14 protein-coding genes and 12 pseudogenes are annotated in these 24,961 nt (G+C 65.5%); 12 read left to right on the top strand and 14 right to left on the bottom strand.

The window, feature by feature from the left end; translation table 11 throughout:
* The first annotated feature begins 401 nt into the window (after positions 1–401).
* A complete protein-coding gene (locus ACSHXN_RS45190) occupies positions 402–536 on the top strand; it encodes a hypothetical protein (protein WP_438306897.1) in 135 nt (44 codons plus the stop codon).
* 1,686 nt (positions 537–2,222) lie between these two features.
* On the opposite strand, the pseudogene ACSHXN_RS45185 reads toward ACSHXN_RS45190, so the two are convergent.
* A pseudogene (locus ACSHXN_RS45185) lies at positions 2,223–3,612 on the bottom strand (ISL3 family transposase); the annotation flags it as partial.
* A gap of 360 nt (positions 3,613–3,972) precedes the next feature.
* On the opposite strand from ACSHXN_RS45185, the gene ACSHXN_RS45180 reads away from it, so the two are divergent.
* The 3 genes and pseudogenes from ACSHXN_RS45180 to ACSHXN_RS45170 form a co-directional block, all read left to right on the top strand.
* Positions 3,973–7,251, top strand: coding sequence for a S8 family peptidase (locus ACSHXN_RS45180; protein ID WP_438306745.1), 3,279 nt, complete (start codon positions 3,973–3,975; stop codon positions 7,249–7,251).
* 75 nt (positions 7,252–7,326) lie between these two features.
* Positions 7,327–7,584, top strand: a pseudogene (locus ACSHXN_RS45175) (IS30 family transposase); the annotation flags it as partial.
* A 35-nt stretch (positions 7,585–7,619) separates the two neighbouring features.
* Positions 7,620–7,724: pseudogene (locus ACSHXN_RS45170) on the top strand (IS3 family transposase); the annotation flags it as partial.
* 260 nt (positions 7,725–7,984) lie between these two features.
* Here ACSHXN_RS45170 and ACSHXN_RS45165 read toward each other — a convergent pair.
* A pseudogene (locus ACSHXN_RS45165) lies at positions 7,985–8,173 on the bottom strand (ISAzo13 family transposase); the annotation flags it as partial.
* A 35-nt stretch (positions 8,174–8,208) separates the two neighbouring features.
* Here ACSHXN_RS45165 and ACSHXN_RS45160 point away from each other — a divergent pair.
* The 5 genes and pseudogenes from ACSHXN_RS45160 to ACSHXN_RS45140 form a co-directional block, all read left to right on the top strand.
* A complete protein-coding gene (locus tag ACSHXN_RS45160; RefSeq protein ID WP_438306896.1) occupies positions 8,209–9,198 on the top strand; it encodes a beta-ketoacyl-ACP synthase III in 990 nt (329 codons plus the stop codon).
* 10 nt (positions 9,199–9,208) lie between these two features.
* Positions 9,209–9,388: pseudogene (locus tag ACSHXN_RS45155) on the top strand (IS982 family transposase); the annotation flags it as partial.
* Between the two features lie 94 nt (positions 9,389–9,482).
* The gene (lpxA, locus tag ACSHXN_RS45150; protein WP_438306744.1) at positions 9,483–10,604 is read left to right on the top strand and encodes an acyl-ACP--UDP-N-acetylglucosamine O-acyltransferase; all 1,122 of its coding nucleotides are present in this window, start codon (positions 9,483–9,485) and stop codon (positions 10,602–10,604) included.
* Positions 10,541–11,104 (top strand): UDP-3-O-acyl-N-acetylglucosamine deacetylase, encoded by a 564-nt coding sequence (locus tag ACSHXN_RS45145; protein WP_438306743.1) that lies wholly within the window; start codon positions 10,541–10,543, stop codon positions 11,102–11,104. The genes lpxA and ACSHXN_RS45145 overlap by 64 nt, the downstream gene beginning before the upstream one ends.
* 306 nt (positions 11,105–11,410) lie before the next feature.
* Positions 11,411–11,613 (top strand): annotated as a pseudogene (locus ACSHXN_RS45140) (IS5/IS1182 family transposase); the annotation flags it as partial.
* 1,720 nt (positions 11,614–13,333) lie between these two features.
* Here ACSHXN_RS45140 and ACSHXN_RS45135 read toward each other — a convergent pair.
* A pseudogene (locus tag ACSHXN_RS45135) lies at positions 13,334–13,562 on the bottom strand (IS5/IS1182 family transposase); the annotation flags it as partial.
* 143 nt (positions 13,563–13,705) lie between these two features.
* Here ACSHXN_RS45135 and ACSHXN_RS45130 point away from each other — a divergent pair.
* Positions 13,706–14,876: pseudogene (locus ACSHXN_RS45130) on the top strand (IS3 family transposase).
* 179 nt (positions 14,877–15,055) lie between these two features.
* On the opposite strand, the gene ACSHXN_RS45125 reads toward ACSHXN_RS45130, so the two are convergent.
* Positions 15,056–15,610, bottom strand: a complete 555-nt coding sequence (locus ACSHXN_RS45125) for a transposase (RefSeq protein ID WP_438306895.1) — start codon at positions 15,608–15,610, stop codon at positions 15,056–15,058.
* A gap of 2 nt (positions 15,611–15,612) precedes the next feature.
* Positions 15,613–16,182, bottom strand: coding sequence for a helix-turn-helix domain-containing protein (locus ACSHXN_RS45120; RefSeq protein ID WP_438306894.1), 570 nt, complete (start codon positions 16,180–16,182; stop codon positions 15,613–15,615).
* A gap of 330 nt (positions 16,183–16,512) precedes the next feature.
* On the opposite strand from ACSHXN_RS45120, the gene ACSHXN_RS45115 reads away from it, so the two are divergent.
* Positions 16,513–17,628, top strand: a complete 1,116-nt coding sequence (locus ACSHXN_RS45115; protein WP_438306893.1) for a transposase — start codon at positions 16,513–16,515, stop codon at positions 17,626–17,628.
* Between the two features lie 22 nt (positions 17,629–17,650).
* Here ACSHXN_RS45115 and ACSHXN_RS45110 read toward each other — a convergent pair whose 3' ends face one another.
* The 7 genes and pseudogenes from ACSHXN_RS45110 to ACSHXN_RS45080 form a co-directional block, all read right to left on the bottom strand.
* Positions 17,651–18,646, bottom strand: coding sequence for a YeiH family protein (locus ACSHXN_RS45110; protein ID WP_438306742.1), 996 nt, complete (start codon positions 18,644–18,646; stop codon positions 17,651–17,653).
* A 77-nt stretch (positions 18,647–18,723) separates the two neighbouring features.
* Positions 18,724–19,296 carry a cysteine dioxygenase gene (locus ACSHXN_RS45105; protein WP_438306741.1) on the bottom strand — a complete coding sequence of 191 codons (573 nt, stop codon included), beginning with the start codon at positions 19,294–19,296 and terminating at the stop codon, positions 18,724–18,726.
* 101 nt (positions 19,297–19,397) lie between these two features.
* Entirely contained in the window at positions 19,398–20,300 is a 903-nt protein-coding gene (locus ACSHXN_RS45100; protein ID WP_438306740.1) for a LysR family transcriptional regulator, read from the bottom strand.
* 203 nt (positions 20,301–20,503) lie between these two features.
* Positions 20,504–20,755: pseudogene (locus tag ACSHXN_RS45095) on the bottom strand (IS110 family transposase); the annotation flags it as partial.
* A gap of 52 nt (positions 20,756–20,807) precedes the next feature.
* Positions 20,808–20,966, bottom strand: a complete 159-nt coding sequence (locus ACSHXN_RS45090) for a helix-turn-helix domain-containing protein (protein WP_438306892.1) — start codon at positions 20,964–20,966, stop codon at positions 20,808–20,810.
* An 818-nt stretch (positions 20,967–21,784) separates the two neighbouring features.
* Positions 21,785–22,108: pseudogene (locus ACSHXN_RS45085) on the bottom strand (transposase); the annotation flags it as partial.
* Between the two features lie 58 nt (positions 22,109–22,166).
* Positions 22,167–23,009, bottom strand: a pseudogene (locus ACSHXN_RS45080) (DMT family transporter); the annotation flags it as partial.
* Positions 23,010–23,131: 122 nt separating this feature from the next.
* On the opposite strand from ACSHXN_RS45080, the gene ACSHXN_RS45075 reads away from it, so the two are divergent.
* Complete coding sequence (locus ACSHXN_RS45075; protein ID WP_438306739.1) at positions 23,132–23,596, top strand: Lrp/AsnC family transcriptional regulator; 465 nt, start codon at positions 23,132–23,134, stop codon at positions 23,594–23,596.
* 243 nt (positions 23,597–23,839) lie between these two features.
* On the opposite strand, the pseudogene ACSHXN_RS45070 reads toward ACSHXN_RS45075, so the two are convergent.
* Together ACSHXN_RS45070 and tnpA are read right to left on the bottom strand one after the other, a co-directional pair.
* Positions 23,840–24,542, bottom strand: a pseudogene (locus ACSHXN_RS45070) (transposase); the annotation flags it as partial.
* Positions 24,523–24,951: an IS200/IS605 family transposase gene (gene tnpA, locus ACSHXN_RS45065; RefSeq protein WP_438306738.1), complete on the bottom strand. Its 429-nt coding sequence runs from the start codon at positions 24,949–24,951 to the stop codon at positions 24,523–24,525. The pseudogene ACSHXN_RS45070 and the gene tnpA, both read right to left, overlap by 20 nt.
* Positions 24,952–24,961: the final 10 nt, after the last annotated feature.

The following is a 24,961-nucleotide window of genomic DNA, read 5'->3' as shown; positions in this document are numbered from 1 at the left end:
ATTGCAGAGTAAAGCAGCGGTCGCCCGCCGACGAGCGCCCCGGGGGCCTCGTACGCAGGAAATGAGCGGCCCTGATCGCTCGGGCAAAGAATGGACTCACACAAAAGTGGCGCAGGCTTGCACAATCCTATTCTTCAGGCCGGGCGGCCCGGCGTGGAGAGGCTGGACTTGCCACGACCTCCAATCTTTGAACACATCCATACAGCTGGATGAACTCCGCCTTCTGCTGGCTCGTCATGCCCGACCAGAGGCTGCAACGGCCATCGAGAACGTAAAGATCGCCAACGGGGAGTCGGGAGCCACCTCGGCATCGATGGCGGGATAGTGGTGACGCTGATCGGCCAGGCGCCAAAAGTCTCTCGCTCGGCGCGTACGAGCACGAGTACCGCGCTGGGCAGTGCCTGGTCGTGTCGCTCGGCCTGTCCGTCACCGGCAATTTCGTCAATGCCACCCGGAGCGGCCCGTGCTCGGCGTTGGTCTGCGCCTCCAGGCTTCGGACATCGCCGAGATGCCGCTCTAGGCCGCTCCCGGGGTGATCTCGAAGGACGCCCGCGCCACCCGTCATCGACGTCAGCGACGTGTCCGACAGCCTTCTCGACGCCGTTCTGCGAGTGCTGCGCCTGCTGTACCAGCCGAGAGACAGGGACATGCTTTGCCCCTCTCGTCCATCGGGAGATTCTCTGACATCTACTCACCGGAGATCAGGGCGCGAAAGTCCGACAGATAGGTTTCGCGGACAGCAAGCTCTCGCGCATAACCAGAGCGATTGCAGTGGATTCGTGAGAATCGTCGCGAATCCTTCCAGGTGGACGGCATGGCAAAGCTGACGGGATTGAGAATTTCTGCCTACTACCGAAATTTTCGGACCGTCACTGGAATTAGTTCCATTCAATTCCAACATCCGGCTCCATGAGTCCTGGCTTCTCCTGGCGGCTCACCCGAAAGAGATCGCGCATATCGCGGCCAGTGGGGGATAGGTAAGCCCATCCCAGTTCAGCCGGGAGAACCGACGCCTTTTTGGAGTGTCACCGAGCCAGGAAGCGATCACCTTCGCGAAGCGGACCCGTGGAAGAGGGCAGTCGGCTTCCCGACTGACGGCCACCGGTCGAGAAGCCGTTCACCGGCGGAGTCCGGACTGTTGAGTACGTGTGCACTCCGTCGTCGGTGAGGAGCTGCTGGGGATGTGCCCGTCAGCGGTCTCGGGGAGCAGGGCTTCGTCTCGGACTCGCCAGCCGTCGCCACGCTGGACGACCGGCGCGTGGTCCTCGGGTGCCGTCCCAGGCCGCCCGGCTGCTCGACTGGCTCGAGTGCACGGTCTACGGTCGTTGCTTCCGGCGTCTGTTCGTCCCTGAGAAGGGCCGGAACCCGCTCCCGCCGCAGGCTTTCCCCCGCATGGCGGGGTGGAGCTGCGCCGGGGGAGCGGGGAAAGCGCCACCGTCGATCTATGGGCCGTGCCGCTGACGGGTGATACCGCCGCGTATACGGTGCTGTTCGCCGAAACCGCCGAGACGGCCGAGTGGGGAGGGATACGGAACATCCCTTCTGCGGAAGATTCTCGGCCAGCGGCAGGTGGCTGTCGCGATTCGCGGAATGGATCTCGGTCTTGGTTGCAACAACACCGGGCCGGAGATCATCGGCGTCCCCGGCCGCGCTCACGGGCAGCCAGCTGCACATGATTCTGTCCGCGCGGGAGGCGTGGTCCCAGGACGAAACGCTTCAGCGGGTGAGGGGCACCGGAATCCTCGTGACAGCCGATGTCTGACAAGTGCGATTCCCGCATCTTCCCGGCGTACGACGCACCCTCTCGCCGGCGGCCTGCCGTTTGCAGGACGCCCACGGCGCACCGAGCGGAGTCGTCACAATGGCGCACGACGTCACCGAGCAGCAGCAGGTCGGTGCCCACCTCGATCGGCTGCACCACGCTGCTGAGCGCATCGGTTTCTCCCTCGATATCCGGGTCACACGGCGCAGGCTCTAGCGGAAGTGGTGGGCACCGGCTTCGTGTCTCGGTGCTGCGCGGGGACGAGCCTCCCCCCGAGTCCGGGCGGCGAACTCGTACGGATTGCGACCGCCTCCTCGGCCGGGGAATGGCCCGGGAAGCTGCAGCCCAGCGGATCGCGGTATCCGGTCATGCGGGAAGACTTGCCGTTCGCGCGGGTCCAGCAGGGCGAGACTGCGCCGCCGTCCTCGGCTGGGCCGACGACGCGGAGGCGGAGAAGTGGGTCCCGGAAGACGCCCGGTCGGAAGGCGTGTAGGTGAGGCAGGTCGACTGCGCGGGCCTGGACGATCCAGCGAGAGAGCCCGTCGGCGTTTCCCACGCAAGGTGTGAGGAGCTGGGCGAAGTCCGCGATGTGGGCGCTCAGTTGGGGCATTTCGGGGCAGGCTGCGGTGAGCCGTGCCAGAAGACCGCGATGTTCGGTCTTGAGGTTGTCAGGCCTGGTGAGGAGCATCCGGGCGAGCCGGCGCGGCGAGATGTGGCTCCGGTCGGCGTCCGCGCGGCCTTGGTTGATGTACTTGTGCATGAGATTGAAGCAGCCCTCGTAGCAGAGAGCCTTGATCTCTTCGAAGGGGTGCTTGACGGGAACGGCGGGGTCATCGGCCCGGCGTTTGCGCAGGTGCTCGCGGTAGGGGTCGACGAGGCTGGCGCGGTATTTGGGGACGCGGAGCATCCGCTCGGGCCGGTCGGCTCGCGCGTAGCGTTTGACGGTGTTCAGGGCCAACTGCAGTCGGCGGGTGCATTCGAGCTGGCCCACGCTCTGGTCGAGCAGGTCATGGACCTGGTGCCAGCGTTCCAGAGTGGTTCGGGCGCGTGGCCCGTCGTAGATGGGTGCGTCCAGTACGGTGGCCCAGCAGCTGCTGTGCGCCTTCACCTCGCTGAGGGCGGCTTCGCACAGGTTGTGCCACAGATGCGACCTGTCTGCGACCTGGACGGCGTCGGGCAGGGCGCGGCGGATGGCCTCGGCGTAGGTGGCGGAGCCGTCGCGGCAGACGACCTCGACGCCGGGATGTGCGCGCAGCCACGCTTCCAGCGTGCGGGCGGTGCGGTCGTGCAGCACGTCGATCCGCTCATGGGTCTCGGCGTCGATCACCACGGTGGCATAGCGGTGCCGCCGGCGCAGGGCGAAGTCGTCGACGCCGATCACGCGAGGAACCCGCCCGGTGGGCAACGGGATGCGCAAGGGCGCGCAGGGCTGTGTGACGGGACAGGCCCACGGCGAGTATCGCCAGCAAACGAGCCCCTGCCCGGCCCGCTAACTCTTTGACCACGGCTTTGACCTGCCTGTTCAGACGGGCCGTGCGGCGCTGGTATCGCTCCAGCACCCCGGGCACCTGTTCACGGAAGGTGTGGCGGCAGCCTCGCGTGGGGCACACCAGACGCCGCACCTGCACACGGACCACCACCCGCCGCCCGTCGACCGGAACGTCGGCCACCGTCCGCCAGTGATAGCCGTGCACCCGTCTCGACGAGGCCCCGCACACCGGGCACACCGCGGTGTCCAGCGGCGTCCGGGCCCGCACCATGATCCGCTCACCCTCGTCAGCCACATCTTCCATGACCAGCGGGAACAGACCCGAAAACACCATCTGCACAAGCTCGTTGACATCCTTCACATGGGAGGCAACGACGCCTCACCACGCTCCGTCACCACCGAATGTGAGATAGGGCCGTTGATCAGACACTCCCACGTGCGACCGAGCGCAAGCGAGCGTGGGCGCGCGACGCCGGGCGTCTTCGGAGAGTTATTCAGTCTGTCCGGGCAACCTTTCGTTAGGTCCACCTAGTTGAGGAGGTAGGACAGCGGATGCTCACTTCCGTGCAGGGTTGGTTTCGATCGTTTCGACTCCGGCCTCTTGTACGGATTCGCTGGCCTCCCTTTGACCAGGTAGCGAGAGGTAGGCATGAGAGCACGATCAAAAAATCTCATCAGAGGGGCGGTAGCGGCGGTCGCGACAACGCTGACCGCTTCTTTCGTGTCCTTCCCCGGCCCCGCCGCAGCGGTCGGCCCCGGCACCGTACCGGCGGGCGGTCAGTCGGCCGCCTCCGGGCTGGTCACTCTGATCACCGGTGACCGCATCACCGTCGACAAGAAAGGCGCGCCGCTGGCCGTCACCCGGGCCGAGGGCCGGGAGCACATACCTATCAGGACGCTGGAGGCGAACGGCCACCAGTACGCGGTGCCTTTCGATGCCCAGCAGCTCATAGACACCGGCCGTCTCGACTTACGGCTGTTCGACCTCACGACTTTGAGTGAGCCCGCCTATCTGGAACGGCAGCGGCGAGGACTACAGCTGATTGTCTGCTATCAAGGCGCGCGCCCGGCGGCGCGACAGGAGTTGAAGGCCGCCGGCGGGCCCGAGGTCACGGACTCCTTCGACAGTTTTGCAGGCGACGCCGTCCGGATACCGCGGAAGCAGGCCGGCGACGCCTGGAAAACGCTCACGGACGAGACCGCGCAGGGCTACGCGGTGGCGGCTGCCGGAGTGAAACGTATCTGGCTCGACGGGATCGCCAAGGCGGACCTCGACAGGAGCGTGCCGCAGATAGGCGCCCCCGAGGCATGGGAGGCGGGCTACGACGGCACCGGGGTTAAGGTCGCCGTCCTGGACACCGGTGTCGACAAGACCCATCCTGACCTCGCCGACCAGGTGGTTGAGGAGAAGAACTTCACTGACTCGCCGGACCTCAAGGACCGCATGGGGCACGGCACACACGTCGCGTCCACGGTCGCTGGCACGGGGGCCAAGTCGGGTGGAAAGTACCGGGGGGTCGCCCCCGGGGCCCAAATCCTGGCCGGCAAGGTGCTCGGCGACGATGGCTGGGGCAGCGACTCCGCCGTCATCGCGGGCATGGAGTGGGCCGTGGCCGAGGGCGCCGACATCGTCAACCTCAGCCTGGGCGGCGAAGACTCACCCGGCATCGACCCGCTGGAAGAGGCGGTCAACCGTCTCTCGGTCACCTCGGACACCCTGTTCGTGGTCGCCGCCGGCAACGACGGCGAACTCGGGCCGGAGTCGGTCGATAGTCCCGGCAGCGCGGATGCCGCGCTCACCGTCGGCGCGGTCAGCAAGACCGACGAACTGGCCGGGTTCTCCAGCACGGGCCCGCGCCGGGACGACGGCGGCATGAAGCCCGATGTCACCGCCCCCGGCGTCGACATCGCCGCAGCCTCGGCCCCGGGCAGTGTGCTCGCAGAGCAGTACCCGCCCGTCGCGGACGGCTATATCGCCATCAGCGGTACGTCGATGGCCACCCCGCACGTCGCCGGCTCCGCCGCACTGCTCAAGCAGCGGCACCCCGACTGGTCGGGCGAGCTTCTCAAGGGCGTACTGTCCGGTTCCGCAACGCCGCACAATGACTACACCGCCTTCCAGGAAGGCACTGGCCGGATCGATCTGCGCCCGGCGATGAAGCAGACCCTCCTGGCGGAGTCCGGTCCGGTCACCTTCGGCCGCCAGCTGTGGCCGCACGACGACGACCAGCCGATGGCCAGGGAGATCGTCTACCGCAACCTCGGAACCGAGGAAGCCACGCTCGATCTCGCCGTCACGGGGACCGGGCCGGACGGCTCTCCAGCCCCCGTCGGACTGTTCACCCTCGGCAAGGACCGGATCACCGTTCCGGCCGGCGGCATCGCGTCGCTGTCGGTCACCGCGGACAGTCGACTCGGCGGCGATGCCGGCGGCGGATTCGGCGGCGTTGTCACCGCGACCGGATCCGATCAGAGTGTGCGGACGGCCCTCTCGGTGTATCGCGAGGGCGAAGCCTATGACGTGACCATCCGGCACATCGGGAGGGACGGCGGCGCCCCCGGCGCCTACTCTTCCCTGCTCATCCCCTACCAGCAGTCGGCCGACGCCCCACCCGTCTTCCTGAGCAGCTCGCAGCCCACGGACGCCGAGGTGCGGACGGTCCGAGTCCCCGCAGGCAAGTACTACATGTCCTCGGACCTGGGTGTCGCAACCGACGGCAGCTTGGATCAAGGTATCGATCAGATCGTCAGGCCCCTTCTGGATGTCACGGGCGACATCGAATTGAAGGCCGATGCCCGTGAGGCGAAGCCGGTGGACGTCACCATGTCCGGCACCCCACAGACATTCGCCAATCTGACCACGATTGCCGCCTGGAACGGCCGCACAGGCATCCGCAGCGGCATATACCTGGATTCCTTCACTCACCTCCGTACGGCTCACGCCGGCCCGGCGGCGCCCGAGGGCTCCCTGCTCCAGTTCCTAAACGTCTCCTTCCAGGACGGCACCGGCACCCCACCGTACGAACTGATCCACAAGGGCACCGGGAACACGGCTCTCACCGGCCTGAGCCTGCACACCTCATCCAAGGATTACGCCAAGATCACTTTGCGGATGGGCCGGCAGACCCTGGGAGACCATCCGTCCGCCCGCTACTGGGCCACACCAGACGCCCTCACCGGGCTCACCAATTCATACCGCCACGACACACTGCCCGCCGACGCCACGATGTTCATCCACGCGAGCTCCGGAACAAAGTGGTCGGTCCACATGGAGCAGATGTCGACGCCCGACATTGTGGAGGCCCGCTACAGTACTGACCCTGTCGCCTACCGGCCGGGTTCCGCACACACCGTCATACTCAACGGCGCTGTCATCGGCCCTGCTCTGCCCGCGGGTACCGGCGTGTTTCGCGACGGCGACGGCATCCTCCCCATCGTACCGATCCTGGCCGACAGTGCGGGTCATTCGGGCTTCTTCCGGTATGAGAGCGGTGAAGTCGTCCTGTACCGGGGCGAGAAGGAGATCGGAGCCCAGGAAGGTCCACCGGATGGCGCCTGGGGGCCCTTCGAAGTGGGACCAGAGGCCGCCCGGTACCGGCTGCACGCCACCATCCAGCGCCCGGCCGGAACCTACTTGTCCTCCAAGGTCACCGCCGACTGGACTTTCACTTCTCGGCACACGGCCGAGGAAACGGCTCTGCCCGTCTCGGTGGTCCGCTTCGCACCCGATCTGGCGCGCGACAATACCGGTGCTGCGGGCAAGACGGTTCGCATCCCCGTTGCGGTGGAAGGTTCTGCCGCTGGCCGGAACCTGAAGTCGCTGACCGTCAAGGTTTCCTACGATCGGGGAAACACCTGGACCGCAGCGACGGTTTCCGGCGGCAAGATCTCGGTACACAACCCGGCCTCGGGCGGCAGCGTCTCGTTCCGGGCCGACGCAGCCGACAAGCAGGGCAATACCGCTGCCCAGACCATTACTGACGCCTATTACACAAAGTAGGACGAACTTGTGAAGGGGCGGCCTCCCGCCCTTGGGTTCTAGGAATCGTCGCAACACCCCAGTTCAGGGAATGCGATGGACTTCGAGATCCGTAAGGACCGGACGAAACCTCAGGGGCGGAAGAAGCTCACGCGGGAACGGGAGACATACTCCCGGCTCATGCAGCAGGGCGTGAGTAACAAGGAAGCGTGCCGGATCGTCGGACTCGACGAGCGGACCGGCCCGAAGTGGCGCAACGGGTGTCACGCCTACGAAACCCGGAAGGCGCTGCCACCGATCAACACGGTGACAGCGCCTTCCGGACCGTCCCGGTACCTGCGCGAGGCGGACCGCACCACGCCGAGCACCGGGGTGCCTACGGTGCCCCGCGCGTCCACGCCGAGCACCGGGGTGCCTACGGTGCCCCGCGCGTCCACGCCGAGCTGACGGCCTGGGGCCGGAAGATCAACCGCAAACGCGTGACACGGCTGATGCGCGTCCTCTCACCCACCCCCTGGTACTCGCTGCTCGTCGTCGGCATCGTGGCCCTCGACGGCAAGTGGGAGTGGCTGACCGTCACCATGGCCGGCACCGCCGTCTACTTCGGTGGCAGACTGCTGCCCGGCTACCCCCTCCAGGCCTGGGCGTACGGCACGGCCGCCGTGGCCATCGCTCTCGGAGCCTGCCTGCGCACCACCCCGGCACGGCATCTTCTCGACCGCCTCCACAGCGGGTTTCCGCAGGGCACACAAGTTTGAACCACGCCCTTGCGGGTCGTGGTCTCGCCGACCGCAGCGGCCTGTGCCACGGCCCGGACACCGCCATACCCAAGGCCCCGGGCCTCCGCAGCCATCAACAGCCGTCGCTGCCGCTCGTCCAGGTGTGGAAGCAACTCTGCGAACCTCATGGCGAGTTGGTCACAAGTCTCATCCGGGATGCGCATACCACACCAACGAGCATCAGCACGGGAAGGCGCAGATCACCCCGGCGGAAGGCGCGCCACACGCCCAGCTGCTCGGCGTCGGCGGGTACCGTCCCCGCCGGACGGTCACCAACGAAGAAGTCTGCCGGCACATCGATTCGTCCGACGAGTGGATCAGAGCCCGTACCGGAATCGCCTCCAGGAACTGGGCGAGCCCGGATGAGTCCATCGTCGGCATGGGCCAGAACGCCGCCGAGAAGGCGCTCGCCGCGGCGGGAATCGCCGCAGGCCGCCTCGATTGCGTCATCGTGGCGACGTTCACCCATCTCCAGCAGACTCCCGCGGTCGCGACCGGCATCGCCCACCGGATCGGGGCGGACGGCGCCGCCGCATTCGACATCTCCGCGGGATGCGCCGGCTTCGTCCACGCGGTGGCGCTGGCCGCGGACGCCATCCGCAGCAGGGGCGGGCATGTGCTCGTGATCGGCGCGGAACGGATGACCGATCTGCTCGACCTCGAAGACCGTTCGACGGCGTTCATCTTCGGTGACGGAGCGGGTGCGGTGGTGATTGGCCCGTCCCAGGTGCCGGCGATCGGGCCGGTGATTTGGGGCGCGGATGGCTCCAAGACGGACGTGATCTCCCAGACCGTTCCGTGGGACGCGCTCCGCGGCAATCCGGACCAGCGGTGGCCCGCCTTGCGCCAGGAAGGGCAGCAGGTCTTCCGATGGGCCGTCTACGAAATGGCCAAGGTGGCCCGGCTGGCACTGGACGCCGCCGGGATTTCCGTGGCCGACCTCGATGTTTTCATCCCGCACCAGGCCAACCTGCGGATCATCGAGTCGATGGCCAGGACCCTCCGGCTCCCGGACAGCGTCGTGATCGCGCGAGACATCGTCACCAGCGGCAATACGTCCGGGGCGTCCATCCCGCTCGCTATGGATGCGCTGCTGGCCTCCGGGCAGGCCGACCCCGGGGACCTCGCACTGATCCTCGGCTACGGGGCCGGGCTGTCGTACGCGGCGACCGTGGTCAGGCTTCCGTAGCTGCCGCAGCCTCGAGTCGGTGAACGACACCCTCAAGGGCCAGCTCGACCTGGAACAGCACGGCGGCCGGACTTTCGAGGGCGTCGCCGTCCGCGTCGCCCAGCGCGTCCTCGCGCTGGCCGCGGCGATCTGGCACAACCACAAGACCAGACAGCCGGTCATGCGATCTCTGATCGTCTATGACCACTGATCACATCGGAATGAATCGTCTAGCGAGCCAGCTGACGCTTCGATAATTCCCCCAACGATCGGTTCGTGAAAGTCGCACAAAGGTTTGGTATATTGTGATTCACTCTTCAGCGGTAGTAGATCCATTAGCTGAGATCGATCCAGATGCGTCGGTAGGGCCGTTCTGCCGAGTCGGACCCTATGTCAGGATCGACCGGGGAACGCATTTAATCTCACATGTGGCCATCTATGGCCCTACCGACATCGGGAAAAGTAATATTATCCACCCGTTCGCCTCGCTGGGTGGGTTCCCGCAGGACGTTAAGTTCCTCGATGACCGCCGTGGGCGCCTGGTAATTGGCGACGGTAATCAAATAAGAGAGTACGTCACCGTGAACCGGGGAACGGCGAAGAGCGACGGAGTCACTCGCGTTGCCGACGACTGCCTTCTCATGAACAGCGTTCATGTGGCGCACGACGTCACGCTGGGATCCGGATGCGTCATAGCAAGCGATTCCTTACTCGCCGGGCACGCGATCATCGGTCAGTATGTGCGGCTGTCTGGCGGGGTGAGAGTCGGTCAGTTTGTCCGGCTGGGCTCCTACGCTTTCGCTGCGGCGGGCGCGCTTATTGATAGGGACGTTATCCCATATGGCATCACCGCCGGGACGGACCGTGCAGCAATCCGAGGCATTAACCTCGTAGGGGTCAGGCGCGCCGGATTGCCCGACGTTGTCGTGCGGTCCCTGGTCAAAGCATGGCAAATTTTGAGCGATCGGGACCGACCATATGAGGATCGCCGCGATGTCGTGCGCGCTCGCTTCGGGCACGTCATCGAGGTGCTCCATGTATTGGCATTCATGGACGAAAGTAGAAAGCGGGGGCAGGGAGTCAGAAGGACAGAGTGGCGAGGCATGAGCGCGATTACGCCGTACATGCGTCGAACCATTGCGGCACCGATTCGGGTGCAGGGCGTTGGCCTTCATTCGGGCATCTCAGTTGTCATGACTGTTCTGCCCGGATGCGACGGCATAGCATTCAGACTGGGTGGTATACGTACACTTGCCCTCCCTCGACACATCTCACAAACAGTGCTGTGTACCCGGTTGGGTCCGGTTTCCACTGTGGAGCACGTGATGAGCGCTTCGGGGGACCGGGAATCACCGATGTCGAGGTGGAAGTCACCGCGCCGGAAATACCGGCCCTTGACGGAAGCGCTGCTCCTCTCGTCGCCCTGATAAATGGTGCTGGAATTCGCGACATTCGGGAGGATGAGCAGCCTCGACTGTCCGTTCCGTTTGAGATTGTTGATGGCCAGCAGTACATCAGGGTGGCCGCAGGAAGTGGCCTATGGAGCTACACATATGACCGAGGAGAGAGGTGGCCGGGGAGACAAACCTTTTCCTGTACGCTTCCTGCTGCCTACGCGCCGCAGGTTGCTCCTGCTCGTACTTTTGCGGCTCGCGCGGAGGCGAAGCAAGCTCTCGAGCGTGGGCTCGGTCAAGGGTTGGACTACCATACGGCACTCATCATAGGCCCGAAAGGGTACGACAACGCGCCACGGTTCAGTGACGAGCCTGCCCGGCACAAGCTGCTCGACCTAATAGGAGATATGTATCTCGCAGGAATTCCTGTTGAATTTCTTGACGTAACAGCATATCGAACCGGTCACACTGTTTCAGTGAGGGAGGCGCAGCGCCTCCACTCTCTTGTTGAAGAGAGCAGCCAGATGCGGTGATCCTCAGCTTTCCTGGTTTTCTGCCAAATGTAGAATCCGCGCGGTTCTGGCTCGCAGTCACCACGTCCAGTGACGGGGGATTTCGAATCGTAGGGTTCCCTCTGATGGCGGCGCGCATGACCGGTGATTCGAGCGTCATTTCCGGTGGTCGAATCAATCAGCCAACCCACGTGGCCAACCTGTCTGAAGCCAGGGCATCTGCCCCGCCACGAAGGCTGCGGAAGGGTCCTGTGGAAAACAACGCTGTTCGTTGCCTCGTCGCTGCGAGTCAGGTTGTCATAGAGACGTAACACAATCATGCGACCCACTGCCAAGCGCCGCCCGCCCAAGGGCGAACTCACCCTTGGGCGACCGAACCGAGAGCCGGGCCCCGTCCGTGGCCCCGGTGCCCATCGAACGAGGCATGTCGCGGCTGAAATCCTGGCAGATTTTCCGCAGATCCCGCATCAGCCACAACCGCATGCGCGTCATATCACCAAGCCGTCCTCACCCTGGCGAAGCAACGCTGAAAAGGCTCAACCTGGTCGCTACGCGCATCTGATTTCAGCGGTTCCCCGACGCCGAGATAGTCACCGGCTCTACCTGGGCTCTACCCAGCATCCTCGCTGACCGGGGCGTGCACACGGCCGATATGGTAGTAAGCAGCCTGTCGTGCTCGGCGTTTACCGGACCGCACGGCCAAATTCTCGTACCAAAGATCGCTTCACTTCTGACCGACAGCGACGTGTACACGCAATTCGCCTATACCATCGCGCACAGGGCACCTCCCAGCCGTGACCGGCTCGCGCAGTTTGCGGCAGGTGTTCGAAGAAGTGGTCGTGAGCAGGACGGTGTACCGCAACCTGCCTCCCGCGCTGGCGTTTCCGCCCGCAGGCCGAGAATGCGGTGAACCGGGCATAGCTGAAACGAACGTAGCGCTTCGCTTCAAACCCATAGATATATTCGGCTGACCGGAGGCCACGGGCTTTCGCTCTCAATCCTGTCCGTCATAAAGCCGCTCGACCGCAGGAAGACCCTCGGCCAGCGTGGCACGGCGCCGTCGCCCGGCAGCAGGTGAGGCGATTCAGGCCGAAGAATGCGCCGAGGGCACCTCCCCTTGCGCGGTGAGGGTAGTGGTTGCGGCCAAGGTGACGCGGGGACCGTGGTCCGCAGCAGGATGGTTCGCACAGCGATCCGGTCTGGGCAAATGAATGCGTCGCCGGCCTCGGCGCCGGAGTGGCTCGAGAAGTTCGACGCCGTGGCCGATATTGCTCAAGTAACTAAGAATCTCTATAGGCAGAACGCTCTTTATGTGCTTCAGTAAACTCGGCAGGGGCCAGCAGGATCAGGCAAGCATTCGCAAGTTTTGGGCAGGCCTTCCTGTCTTCGGGCTGGATAGACTCCTCTCTGCCCCTGCCTCGACCGGCATTTTTCACCGGGCAAAGCGCGTAGTACCCGACATTCACCCGTTGCGGAATCCGGCAAGACGTGCCGGTTCCAGCAGTGACGCGACTCGCCAACGAGTCGAGTGATGCCTCACTATTAGAAGGGTAGAAGAAATGAAAAGGGAAAATCCTTCCAAAAGGATGACATTTATAGCTGCCATGGCAGCGTGTGTCGGGGTTCTTTTTGTGCAACCCGCTTTCGCCGCACAAACCGAGATCTCCTTTCAGGGAACTCGTGCTGCGGTGGACAATAGCCCGGGTAATGGGGCAGCGGGTTGGGTCTGGGTGTACGGCTCCTCGCAGCTCGGTTCCCTTGGGGGGAGTGTCGGTTACAGGCTCTGGGACGGGACCGAAGACGAACTGTCGGCGGCCAAGGGCAAAACTGCATCCAAGAGCACGAATTCCAGCATCAAGGAATTCCGAGCCTGCTTCAAGTATCAGGTCGATGGGTTCGATCTCAAGTCGTGCTCAGCTTGGAGGTCTTTTGGGTAGGGCTTCATCCTTGTGTAATCCGGCTGAGTCTTCTTCACGGACAAGCTGAGCGGGGCCCCGAAATGTGTGACCTTTGCCCCCGGTTTGGTCGACGGGGCGGGCTGTGGTGAGACGGCGTCCCGGAGGTGAGGCGAGCACGACGCCAGTCGATCATGGAGTTCTCTACGCTCCCAGGTCCACGAGGTGCCGTGCTCGCCGCTCCGTCTTCGCCCATGCTGGTCTCTGTCTGCGCACCGGTCGCCTCGCTGGGCCCAAAGGTTGCTACAGAAGGTTCGATGAGGGCAGGGGCGTGTGTGGCCTCTGGCCTGGTGGTTCAGCCGGTGAGGGGGAGGTTGGTACGGTGGCGACGGCTTGGACGCCGTGGGGTAGGCCGTCTCCTTTCTGGCGGCAGTCGCGGAGGATCTTTGAGGTCTTCATGCGGGCGAAGGCGTGCTCGACGCGACGCGGGCCCGTACCTTTCGATGTGCTGCGTTGTCCGTTTTCTCGCCGGGTAGGAAGGGGCGACCGGGTCGTTTGCGGTGAGGGATGACGAGTTCGGTGTTGGTGTCGACCAGCTCGCTCGTAGTGTCGAACACGACCTGGAACGCACTCGCCAGCTTCGCCGAGGCACGCTCGACTGAGGCGCCCCGAAGTTCTCGGACAGCGGTCCCCATAGGATCGAAGTCCGGAACGGCGGAGAGAGCACGTGGCACAGAAGCGTAGGAAGTTCAGTCCTGAGTTTCGGGACGAGGCGGTCAAGATGGTGGTCGTGGAGTCCCGCCCGATCGCCGAGGTCGCCCGAGAGATACAAGTGAACGAGGGAACGCTGGGCACCTGGGTCAGCCGGTACCGGCAAGAGCACGCCGGGGAGGAGCCTCCCCTGAACATCAGCGAACGCGCCCGCCTGCGCGAGCTGGAACGCGAGAACCGGGAACTCCGCATGAAGACCGAGTTCCTGGGAAAAGCGGCGGCCTTCTTCGCCCAGGAATACCGGTGACGGAGAAGTACGAGTTCATCGACGGCGAGGCCGACAACTTTCCCGTGCAGCAAATGTGCACCTGGGCAGGAGTATCCACGTCGGGCTTCTACCACTGGAGATCGAGGCCATTGTCGGCCACCGCGAAGCGCCGTGCGGAACTGAGGGCCGTCATTCTCCAGGTCTTCTCCGACTCGCAGGAGACCTACGGCTACCGGCGTGTCCACGCCGCGCTCCAGCGGATGAACGTGCAGGCCGGAGCAGAACTGGTCCGCGCGCTGATGCGCGAGCTCGGCCTGGTGACATGCCAGCCGCGGCCCTGGCGGGCGACCACGATCGCCGATGATGCGGCGCCGGCCACGCCCGACCTGCTGGCCCGTGACTTCACCGCTGACGCTCCCGGGCGCAAACTGGTCAGCGATATCACCTACGTTCACACCTGGGCCGGGTTCCTGTATCTCGCGACCGTCATCGACTGCCACACCAAAGCTGTAGTCGGCTGGGCGATGGCCGACCACATGAAGACCTCTCTCATATCGGATGCACTCGATATGGCGGCCCGGAACATCGACCTCGCCGAAGGCTGCATATTCCATTCCGATCGCGGCAGTCAATACACGTCTCGGGAACTTCGTTGCAAGCTCAGCTCGTTGGGCCTGCGGGCGTCGGTCGGCCGCACCGGTGTCTGTTGGGACAATGCGATGGCTGAGTCATTTTTTGGCGCCCTCAAGAACGAACTCGTGCACCGAACTGCGTTCCCAACACGCGCACATGCCCACCGGGCGATCGCCCGCTACATCGAGATGTTCTACAATCGAAAACGCCTCCACTTTCCGGACTCGGCTACAAGACTCCCGCAGAAGTCCACGCCGAGTACGAGGAGTTGCAGGCAGCGGCATAAGGAGAACCCTCAACACCGCTGTCCGAGAAGCGCAGGGCCCCTCAGTTGGCGGTGCTGCCATTTGCGGAGAACCTGTCCGACCGTGCGGCCGTGAACGCGGCCCGCACCAGGGTCGACTGAAAATACGCGTTGGACTTGGAGTTGGATGATTCGGCTTTTGACCACTAGTGCTGGATTCCTCAAACTCTGTACACATATCGGCGTCGTAGTCGTCGGGTTGGTGGTAATGGCCTGCCCCAGATCCATGGCTTCGCACGTGAGTTGAGTTGACTGGTTGCGAGGGCGGTGGCGTAGGCGATGTCGTTGGGGTTGGCGAATGAGCGGCCGGCAAGGGCGGCCTTGCGGAAGATGCGCCACCAGCCTTCCTGGAGGTTGAGCCAGCAGGCGCCGACGGGGATGAACGCGTGGTGGATGCGGGGGTGGTCCTCGAGCCAGGTCCGGGTGGACACGCTGTTGTGGCTGGACAGGTTGTCGGTGACGATCCAGATCTGGCCGGTCGGGTTGGCGTCCTCGACCTGTTGCAGGAACTGCTGGTAGAAGACGCTGTTCCGGGAGGACGCGGTCATGGTGAGGGCCTGGCCGTCGGCCGGCCGCAGGCCGCCGTAGACCCAGGTCTTCTCCGGTCCGCGGCTGTAGTCGAGCTCCGCTTTGATCCGGTGTCCGTCGGGTGACCACGCGGGTGTGGGCGGGAACGTTCGGGGGATCACGGGCCCCAGCTCGTCGGCGCAGATCACCGTCACGTCGTCGGGCGGGCGGGTGTAGAGGCCGATGATCCTTGTCCTTTTGGGACGAAGTCCGGGTCCTTCGACCGCATCCACGACCGGGTGCGACGCCACCGCACACCTTCGGCAAGCAAGATGCGGCGCACCTGCGAGCGGCCCACCTCAATCCCTTCGGCCTGTGCTGCCGCGGCCAGAGAGTCCAGCGTCCACTCCGCGGGTCCCGACTCGTCGAAGGCCCACAGTTCCCCGACGGGCTCCCACCGCAGCCGCCCCGGCGGGACGGTCTTGACCAGGGAAATGATCCGGGATCGTTCCTGCTCGGTGATCCGCCGCTTGCGGCCCTGCCCGCCCAGATCATCCAGCCCCTGCAGGCCGGCGCCGTTGAAGCGGTGCAGCCAGCAGCGAACTGTCTTCTGACTGCAACCCAGCTCCACAGCGATCGCCGGAACCCGCAGCCCCGACCAGCTCAACTCGATCATCCGGGCCCGCATCACCACATCCCGCGGCGCCTTCCGTGCCCGCGCCAGCCGGCGGACGACAACCCGCTCATCTTCGTCACGCTCCGGCCGTGCCCATAAAACCATCGCCCAGCACCCGCCCCCGAGCACCCGCAACTACCCCGCCACCAAGACAATACCCAGCCAAAGAGGAATCCAGCACTAGGTGCTGTGCGAGTTCCGGGCCCGGCTGGCTGAGGCCGACGCCGCGGACCGGCTGCTGCAGGTGATGCTGCACCGGTTGACCGAGGCGGGACTGCTCAAATCCGGCGGACGGCAGCGCACCGACGCGACCCACGTGCTTGCGGCGGTGCGCACGCTCAGTCGGCTGGAGCTGGTCGGCGACAGCCTGCGAGCCGCCCTGGAAAAGCTCGCCCAGGCGGACCCGGACTGGCTGCTGCCGCTGGTGGAGCCGGAGTGGGACAAGAGCTACGGGCGCAAGGTGGAGATCGGCAAGGTCCCGGGCGGGGAAGCCGGGGTCACCGCCCTGGCCGAGGCCTTCGGCCGGGACGGGCAGAAGGTCCTGGCCGCCGCCTGGGCGGCCGACACCCCGCCCAGGCTCCGGACGCTGACGCAGGTGGAGATCCTACGCCGGGTCTGGCTGCACCACTATTACTGGGACGCCCCCGGGCGTCTGCGCTGGCGCGACGGCCAGGCGCTGCCACCCGCGTCGTTGCGGTTCGATTCTCCGTACGACACCGATGTGCACTACTGCGTCAAACGAGACACCGCCTGGTCCAGCTACCGCACCCATTTCACCGAAACGTGCACGTCAGAACTGCCAGAGGTGGTCGTGCACGTGGCCACCACGATCGCCCCGGTCCAGGACGGCGAGCTCACCGCCCAGATTTACGACGACTTCGTGGCGATGGACCTGACCCCGGCCGACCACGCGGTCGACGCCGCCTACGTCAGCCCCGCAGATCGAACGCGTCCAACGGGTGCACGGCATCACCCTGCTCGGCCCGGTCGTGCCCGACCACAGTCACCAAGCCAAAGCGGAGCCGGGTTCGACAAGGCCGCCTTCACGATCGACTGGGACCACCGCCGGGTCACCTGCCCCCAGGGCAACCTCAGCCGCGAGTGGCGGCCCCTGCGTATCGCGGACACGACTACATCCAGATCAAGTTCGACAAGGCCACCTGCCTGGCCTGCCCCGTCCGCCCGCAGTGCACCGGCGGTCAGTGGCCGCGCTCGCTCGCGCTGCTCACCGGCGAACTACACGAGATTCAGCAGCACAACCGTCTCGACCAGCGTACTGAGCAGTGGCAGCGCCGGTACGCGATCCGCGCCGGCATCGAAGCCACCCTCTCTCAGAACGTCCGCGCCTGCGGCCTGCGCCGAACCCGCTACCGAGGCCTGCCCAAGACGCACGTCCAGCACGTACTGACCGCGCTGGCCTGCAACGTCACCCGCATCGCCGACTGGATCGCCGACCCGACCCACCCCCCGGCGGGCACCCAGCCACTTCCGTGCCCTCTGCACCGCCCCCAACTGACCCCGGCAAAATCGCCAACAGCGTCGTGGCATTAGGCCTAGGCGACTGAGCCGGCCTTTACGTCGGGATCTTTGTGGTAAGCAGCACCCCTGTGTAGGACACTCCGGCCACGACAACCCAGGACACCATCCCGAGCACCGCCATGCGCCAGCCCGTTCCGCCGGCCAACGTGCGGAGGTTCACTGCAGCACCAAGTCCGAACAGGGCGGCGGCCAGTACCAGTTGCTGAACCAGGTCGACGGCGTTCAGGGTAATGGCACTGAGCAGTCCGGTGCTGCGGAGCGCGATCATTGCCAGGAAGCCGACCACGAACAGGGGCAAAACCGGGGGGCGGCGGCCGCTTGTCGGCCGCCGTCTGCCGCGCGAGCGGTGCATCGCGTAGGCAACACCCGCAGTGAGCGGGGCAAGCAGCGTCACCCGCATCAGCTTGACCATGACCGCCTCGCGCAGCGCGAGCGGACCCGCCGTCTGGGCGGTTGCGACTACCTGGCCGACGTCGTGGACGCTGGCCCCGGTCCAGCGTCCGAACTGCATGCCGTCCAAGCTGAGCGGGCCGTGCAGTAGAGGGAGTACCACGATTGCCAGGGTGCCGCAGAGCGTCACCAGGGCGGCCGAGTTGGCGACATCCTCCTCCTCGCTTCCCGCCACCTGGCTGACCGCGCCGATCGCGGACGCTCCGCAGATTGAGTAACCAGTGGCCACGAGCAACGGCACGTCGCCAGGCAGGCTCATCCGCCGGCCGAGCCACCAAGTGCCGACGAAGGTGGCAGCAACCGTGGACAGCACCATCGCCACTGTGGCCAAGCCGAGGCCGGTTATGTCCGAAAGGCTGAGTTTGAGTCCGAGCAGGACCACTCCGACCCGCATCACTCGCTTTCCCGCCACGCCCAGTCCGGCCTTGGCGGTGCCTCTGACCACTTGGCGGGTGCCTGGTAGGTGGGCTGCACCGAGGCCCAGCAACACCGCAGCGGTCAGCATCGGGACGGCTGGCAGCAGGCGGTGCACCGTGATCGCGAGTATGACACCAGCCGCCGCCAGCAGCAGGCCCGGCATGATCCCGCCGGACCTTCGTGGTGGGCCGGCAGTGAGGAGTTGGACCGGCGAGCGGAGCCTCACACCGCTCAGGACCATCAGCTGCGCCCGCCCTCGGGGCGCGGGTAAACACGGCGAATGCTGCTGCTCAGGCGCTGGACGTCAGCGCCGTAGACGTGGATCGATATCGCAGTCCCTTCGCAGGAGTTGTATACCTCGTGGATGTCGCCGGGCGGTGCGAAGCCGCTGACCGAACCGAGCGTGTTCTCCACTTCTTGGGTAGCGACCAGCCGAGAGGTGCTGCCCTCGGATACCAGCCGGTATCGTCGTTCGCTCTCCTGACCCTGGTGAACGCCAGCCACGCACCAGGCGACGTGGTCGTGGATCTCCGTGCGCTGACCAGGCAACCAGACCAGGGCCACCACGGAGAAGCTCCCGTCCGGTTCGGCGTGCAGTACATGCTGGACGTAGTGGTCTGCAGAGCCCACTCGCTGTTCGGGGGCGAGCAGTGCAGGATTGCCGAGGTACCCGCGCAGGGCTTTGCCGACCAGATCGGCGGTCGGCCCCGGTGCCACGCTGCGCCTCACAATGGTCCTGATCTCTCCCACGAGGGATACCGCGAGAGGGGTGAGGTGCGTGTTGGATATCGGAGCCGTAGTCGTAACTGTCACGTCCGGAAGTCTCGGTTCGGCCGGACTCCAGTGTCCAAGCAGCAGTTCTTGGCTTCCTCCTACCTCTGATTATCGGTACCGAGGCTTAACGGTGGCTCCGATCAGCAACGGCTGTGCTCGGCTGCCGCGCGCAGCGCGTCGAGCACCAGCTCGGTGGCGGGTAGGGGAAGGTGCTCCCGAAGGACGTAGGCGCTGATCTGGCGCCGGACATGTGGTTCGAGTGGCCGTCCGGTCACCTGGCGGTGGTTGAGGAAGGAAAGCACCAAGGAGGGGGCCACTGCGATGCCCACCCCGGCAGCCACCAGACTCTGCAGGGCGAGGTTGTCGTCCGTCGCGAAGACGATGTCCGGGTCGAAGCCCTCCTCCGCGCAGATCTGCAGGAAGTTGGCCCGGCAGCGCGGGCAGCCGGCCACCCATCGGGCCTGCGACAGCTCTGCCAGCCGGACAACGCGGCGCCGGGCCAGCGGGTGTCCCGTCGGCAGCAGCACTGTCAGCACGTCTTCCAGCAGCTGGATCTCGACCAGCTCCGCAGGGAGTTCGGCACGGAGTCCCGGATAGCCGAAAGACAAGGCGATGTCGCACTCGCCCGCCAGCAGCTTCTGAAGCGATTCGGGGGGCTCGGCCTCCAGCAGCTCGACCCGGACGTTGGGATGGTCGGCCAGCAATTCGGCCACTGCCTTGGGTATCAGCGTGGCGGTGACGCTCGGAAAGGCGCAGATTCGCACCCGGCCGGCCCGCAACCGGGCCAGCGCCTGCAACTGCTGCTGGGCTGCCACGAGGTCGCCGAGGATCACCTCGGCGTGCCGGGCCAACGTTTTGCCGGCCTCGGTGAGCTGCATTCCACGGCCGCTCCGGGTGAAGAGTGGCAATCCGGTTTCCCGTTCAAGGGCGCGGATCTGCTGGGTGACCGCCGGCTGGGTGTAGCCGAGCGACCGTGCAGCGGCAGTGAAGGAGCCAGTGGTGACCACCTCGTGGAAGGTGCGGATGCGTCGCGAGTCCAACATGCCAAAATCATAAGCAGAAGTTGGGGAATGCCGATCTGACCACCAGTCCAGGTGATGATACAGGCGGCGCCACACCATATAGACGCTCGGACAACGCCTGAGCAAGCGGGTGCTGATGGATTACGAGGGTGGCGACGGCACTCGTCCCGTGCTCGGGTTCGACGTCGGGGCCGACCGGGTCGTGCAATCGGTAGAGCCGTCTGTCACGTGATTGCCACCGTGTTGGGCTCGTAGAAGGAGCCGTCGCGGAGGATCGCGAACAGGACGTCGGCCCGGCGCCGGTCAAGGCAGAGCAGGGCTTGGGCGTGGTGGTGGCCCTGCGTGATCTTCCTTTCGTAGTAGGCCCGGGAGGCCGGGTCTACAAGGGCCGCGAACGCGGAGAGGAAGAAGGCGTGCTTGAGCTGCTTGTTCCCGCGCCGGGACGGCTGTTTGCCGCGGATCGGGCCCGGATCTCGATCTCGTCGACGATCCCGGTCTTGCCCGCTGGCGCCGAGATGGTCGATCACGTCAGCCCGGATCCACAGGCGCACATTTGGGCTGACGTACAGCCTCTTTGGCGAGCAGAGGCCGTACCTCGTTGATCGCACGAGCGATCGTCGAGCGGTCCAGGCCGAACCAGCAGGCAAGTATGTCGTGCGTTGTCCCGTGGCGGAGATGGACAAGCATGACTGAGAGCCGGTCGACGACATCAGCCGGCGTTTCGCACCGGCGCCAGCGGCCTGCCTCGGTGACCGTGAGGCGCGCCTGGCCTGGTGCAGCTGATGCCATAACGGGTCCACGTCGGATATGAGTTCAGCGATGACGTTGGCCGACGGACCCGTGATCCTCGAGGTGGAACTGGCCAGGGCGCTGTCGCGCACGGTTGGCCGGACCAGACCTGGGCCCTGGCCAGGATCAAGACCTTGTACTACGTCCTCAAATTTCTGAACCCCGCCGCTCCGACCGGAGTGATAATTTCCGGTGGGTCCGATGACGGCCTCTCATCGAAGATTCTGCTTTGGGGAATAGCGGCTTTCGCCTTCGGGGGACCTGTGGGGTTCGTGAGTAACCTGGCTCGTACCCCCGGTATCGCGGGCCTCTTTTTCCGTCTGCTTGTCCCGCTGATCGCGTTTATCGAAACTTCTGCGCGACTGGATGCAGAAGCGGACTCGAACGGTCTTGTCGTTGAAATAACCTGAGACGCCATTCGCGTCGCAGCGGGAGTCGCCTCCGTGGCTCTCGTGGGGCACACGGTGTGGCACTGGTGGACTGCCCGACGCCCTGGCTCCGCTGGTCCTGCGGAGGTTGACGCGCCAACGAAAAGCCGCTGACGCATCGCGTGTAACCTCGAAGTTTCGTGACGGTCCGCCGACGGAGTCGGTGGGCCGTTTTCGTGCCGTGGGCTGAGGCTGTGCAGGCCGAAGACCCGAGTGTCGCCTCGGGATGGCACCGGATTCCACTGCTATGGGTGTTGGGTGCTGTCGAGGGGACGGGGAATCTGCTGGTCAGCCAGGGTCCGGCAGTTGGGTGAGCCGGTCGAGGCTGCGGTGATGTGACCGGTCCAGGGCCAGTGCCGGGCCAGGCGGAGGATTCGCCGACGACTGGTGGTCACGAGCTGTCCCGCCGCGGTGAACAGGCGGAGCCGTAGTCGGCGGGGCTCCCGGAGCCTGGCCTTGCCGGTACAGGGCGAGCGTCGGCATCCAGGCCAGCAGGTCGAGAGCGATCTGCACGATCTCCGGCCAGATCCGGTTCTGGGCCGTGCGGTGCAGGGGCAGGTTGCGCAGGCCGGTGGTCCGGGCGGCGCGGATGCGGTCCTCGGCCCGGGCCCGCGGACAGGAGACGCTTGGGTCCGTTGTCATGACGGCGCGGCGCGATGTTGAACACCGTCACGCCCGTGACGACGAGCGCGAGGGCGGCGCTCACGCCTGGGGTGATGGGCTCGCCGAAGAGGGGGATGGCGAGGAGAGCGGTCAGGACGGGGCTGATCGCACCGGCTGTTGCAGCGAGGGTGCTGCCGAGGGCCCGCACAGCGTAGGCGTAGCACAGGGTCGAGAGCAGTCCCGTCCCGATGCCCTGAAGGCCGGTGAAGAGCAGAACGTCGGAGATACCGGCGGTGCCGGTCATCAGATGCGAGGGCATAGCGGCGGAGGCAGCAAGCAGGGCGGCTGTTATCGCGGCGGGCGTGCACACGGCGAGCACGACGCCGGTGAGACCGAGCCCCGTCTGGCGCAGGCCGATCGTGTAGACGGCCCAGGCGCACCCGGCGGTGAGGAGAATGCCGATGCCCGCGGTCGTCGTGGGGGACGTCGTCTGCATCGCAGTCGCTGCGATACCCGTGGTGATCGCGGCCAGGGCGATCAGACGCCGGGAGGAGATCCGTTCCCGCCACCGGAGATACAGGATCACCGTGACGAACAGCGGGACCGTGCCGGGGAGGAGGAGACCGACGAGCGCGGCGGAGGTCAGGTGTCCGCCGAGTTCGGAGAGGAGAAAGTGTGGCAGTCCGCCGATGCCGAGCATGAGCAGGAGACCGATCCGTTCGCCACGCAGCGAGCGGACGGTACGCGGAAGCCACGGCGCCAGGAGAACGGCGGGTGTCGCGAAGCGGAGAAACGCCGCGTCGATCGGGGTGAGGCTCGACGAGCTGATCCCCCTGACCGTCAGGGCGAACGAGGACCACAGAACAACCACGGCCGCGAGAGCGGCCACTCCCCTCAGCCATGCACGCATCTGATTAGCCATAGCCAACTCCTTTCATCTCGGCTCGACAGCGAGCAATTTTAGGAAGATGGCTGCGGCAGGTGATTGCAAATCATGCCGCCTTGGCGGCTCTATGTGGCAGAATCTGCTACATGGCGACCCTGGATAACATCGACCGGCACATCCTGCTCGAACTCCAGCGAGACGGCAGGCTCACCAATCAGGAGCTAGCGGATCGCGTGGGTCTCTCGCCGTCACCGTGCCTGCGGCGTGTGCGGCTCTTGCAGGACAGCGGCGTGATCAGTGGCTACGCGGCGATGCTCTCCCAGGACGCGCTCGGGCTGTCGATCACCGCCTTCGTGCGGATGACGCTCCTCGCCCATACCTCGCAGGTCGTCGACGCCGTCGAAGACAAGCTCCGCTCGATTCCCGAGGTGGTCGAGGCGTACCTGCTCGCCGGCGATGACGACTACCTCGTCAAGATCGTCATCGACTCGTTCGCCGCCTACGAAGACCTCGTACGGCAAGAGTTGCGGACCCTCCCCTCACTGTCCTCGATCAAGACGACATTCGCCTTCGCCGTCACCAAACCGCCATCGCCACTCCCCATCCCCTGAGCCGCGCACCCTCACCACCGTGACCACGGTGACCACCGGCGCGGGGGCCGGCGCATCCGGTGCACGCTCAGAGGACAGGCCGCGAGCCCAGTCGGCGCCGGGGAGCGTCGCCCACCCAAGCGCATCAGCAACTCGCCGCGTTCCTTCCTACGCAAGTGGGGACGATCAGGTGTACGCCGACAAGAATCATTAGTCCCGCCGGGCTTCGCAGGATGCCAGTCGTCCGCTTCTGCGGGAGCTTCGCCGTGTGATTCGCCTGGTCATGAGGGTGATCGCGGCCCAGGTGATGAGCGATTCCGAGTGCTGGATGAGACGTTCGTAGTCCCGCGCATGTCGGCGGGCGTGCATGACCCAGGCGTGAGCGTTCGACTACCCAGCGCCGGGGCAGACGACGAACCCGGAGGCGTCCTTGGGACGGCTGACGGTCTTGATCGTCAGGTTCAGGTAAGTCTTCGTCCAGGGCGCGAGCTGTCCGGGATAGGCGGAGTCGGCCCAAACGATGGTGATTTCGGGGTGCATCAGCCGCAGCTGGAACAGCACTTCCTTGGCCGCGTTGCGGTCCGTCATGCCGGCCGGGGTGAGTGACCATGACGAACAGCGGCAGGCCTTTGGTGTCGACGACCAGGTGCCGCTTGCGGCCGTTGAATTTATTGCCGGCGTCATAGCCGCGGGAGTCCTTGCTGACGGTCTCGGCTGCCTTGACCGACTGGGAGTCGATGACGGTGGCGAACGCGCCGGGCGCCTTGCCCATCTCCCTGCGGATGCGCTTGCGGAGCTGGTCACGGATCTGCCCGATGACTCCGGCGGCCGCCCAGCGGGCCATCCCTGATCTTGCGTGGGTATCCCCGGCTTCAGTCGGGGAGGGACATGCATCCTCGGGCCGGAGGCGTGTAGCGCCGGAGTTCGCTGTGTGTCTTCGGTGACGGTCAGGTGGGCTGCTTCTGGCCTTCGATGTACTGACGGACGATGTTGAGCGGTGCGCCGCCGCACGAGCCGGCGAAGTATGAGCGGGACCAGAACACGGAGCCCAGCCCGATGCGGTTGATGCAGGCGGTGTACTCGGCGCGCAGGTACCGGGAGCTGACGCCCTTGAGGCTGTTGATCAGCTTGGACAGGGCGATCTTCGGCGGATAGTGCACGAGCAGGTGTACGTGATCGCGTTCGCCGTTGAACTCCTTCAGCTCTGTCTCGAAGCTGCCGCATACCTCCCGCATGATCTCCTCGCACCGCTTGAGCATGGCGTCATCGAAGACGTCCTTGCGGTACTTGGTGACGAACACCAAGTGAGCGTGTAGATGGTAGGCGACGTGGCGGCCGGTGCGAATATCGGGGTTTGGTTCCCAACGTGGTGACATACACCAAGGG

This window comes from Streptomyces sp. HUAS TT11 (genome assembly GCF_051553595.1).
GTDB lineage: Bacteria > Actinomycetota > Actinomycetes > Streptomycetales > Streptomycetaceae > Streptomyces.
This window is presented reverse-complemented; position numbering and strand designations above follow the sequence as displayed.